Below are 1,800 nucleotides of genomic sequence, written 5' to 3' on the forward strand. Positions count from 1 at the left end.
CCGCGGTTCTCGAACATGGAGTAATCGCGGCGCGATCGTCTGCGGCTTTTGGTCTGGCGAGGGTGGTTGCCCCCGATAAGATGGAAAAACGGGCTCTCGATTGGAACCGGGCCCAAACATCGGATGGAGGCAACCATGAACCAATATATTGGCCTTGATGTTTCATTGAAAGATACGGCAATTTCGATCCGCGAAGACGGGAAGCGGATCTGGCGGGGGAAATGTCCTTCGGATCCAAAACTTCTGGCGGAGATGATCCGCAAGCATGCCCCTTACGCTCGGCGCGTCGTATTCGAGACGGGACCGTTGTCGACGTGGTTCTATCACGTGCTGACGAGCGAGGGAGTGCCGGCGATCTGTATAGAAGCGCGGCACGCGCAAAAGGTATTGAACGAGACGCTCAACAAAACCGATGCCAATGATGCGGATGGTTTAGCTCAACTCGCTGAAGCCGGTTTTTACAAAGCGGTTCGCGTCAAGTCGTTTGACGCTATGATGACCCGCTCATTGGTGGCTGCCCGCGAACAACTCCTGTACATCTCAACGCAACTCGGCAATCAAATCCGCGGCCTGATGAAGACCTTCGGTCTGATCATCCCGAAAGCGAAGGGTCGAGTGTTTGATGGCGATGTGCGGAAGCTTTTGGACGGGAACAACGAGCTTGCGAAGATCATCTTGCCTCTTTTGGACGCGTGGCACGATATCCGCAAGCGCGCCGCCGATCTTGGTCGCCAGTTGCTTATAGTGGCCCGTCAAAGCGAAGCCACGAAGCTATTGATGACAATCCCGGGAATCGGCGCAGTCACAGCGGTGTCCTACGTTACGGCAATTGAAAATCCAGAAAACTTTCGAACGTCACGCTCGGTCGGCGCCTGGCTTGGGCTGACAACGCGACGTTATCAGTCAGGTGAGGTCGACTATGACGCCCATATCTCGCGAAGGGGGGACAATCGTTTACGTGGGCTGCTTTATGAAGCGGCGACAGTGCTTTTGACGAGAACCAGCGCCAGGGCCGAGAGCAGTCTCAAGAGCTGGGGACTTAAGCTGCGCGAGCGACTTGGCTTCAAGCGCGCCGCCGTGGCGGTTGCCCGAAAGCTTGCGGTCATCATGCACAGCATGCTCAGAACAGGAGAAGTGTTCAACGCATCGGCTGGTGCCGCTGTATAGGCGATGCGCTCAGCCTTCATCCCTCAGCGCGTCATCTAACTAGAGGCGCTGAGCGTCCCCGCTGCGGACGTGGGCAGGATCATTCCGCTTCTAGTGGCTGCAGCTCGTTGAGACTGCGCCTCGAACATTAGGAAGATCCCACCTGCGAAGACCATTGTGCGGCGACATCTGTCGACCGCGGAGACAACCCTGCGCCCAGCAATGGACAGCTCTGCCGGTACGGCCGATGAGGGCAGATCCATCCAAACAGTCTAGCCGTCTTTCCCATCCCGCAAGACGGCAACGTCGAGGAATGCTCAAATCAGCTTGACGGATGGAATGCGATTAGACAACCACCAGTGATGCGAGCCGTCGATCTGGACGAGTTCGCCGAGACAATCCCGCCGGCCACGCAGCTGAAAAACCCGCTTCTTGCGTTCGCGCCGCGAGATCCAGATGCCGGCCTCGGTCATCCATTGGCGCAACGTCTCCTTGGCCACCGAGATGTGATGCAGTTCGATCAGCTTCTCGCGGGCCAGCGTCGGGCCGAAATCCAGATAGCGCTCGCGGATCAGATCCAGCGCCGCATTGCGAAACTCCTCGCTGTGGCGCCGATTGCTCGGTCGTGATCGCTTCTTCGAAACCAGGCCGGCT

General features: G+C 57.7%; 1 protein-coding gene and 1 pseudogene. One reads left to right on the forward strand and one right to left on the reverse strand.

The genetic code is table 11. The annotated features are described in order from the left end of the window. Positions 1–135 precede the first annotated feature (135 nt). On the forward strand, positions 136–1,167 hold the full coding sequence (locus FHT69_RS33930) for an IS110 family transposase (protein ID WP_097596471.1): 1,032 nt from the start codon (positions 136–138) through the stop codon (positions 1,165–1,167). 299 nt (positions 1,168–1,466) lie between these two features. On the opposite strand, the pseudogene FHT69_RS33935 reads toward FHT69_RS33930, so the two are convergent. Further along, positions 1,467–1,800: pseudogene (locus tag FHT69_RS33935) on the reverse strand (ISNCY family transposase); the annotation flags it as partial.

Source organism: Rhizobium sp. BK008, assembly GCF_014197345.1.
Taxonomy (GTDB): domain Bacteria; phylum Pseudomonadota; class Alphaproteobacteria; order Rhizobiales; family Rhizobiaceae; genus Rhizobium; species Rhizobium anhuiense.

What these genes read in the sequence shown, in the direction of transcription:
- FHT69_RS33930 (WP_097596471.1), top strand. Translation starts at nt 136, where the DNA reads ATGAACCAATATATTGGCCTTGATGTTTCATTGAAAGATACGGCAATT.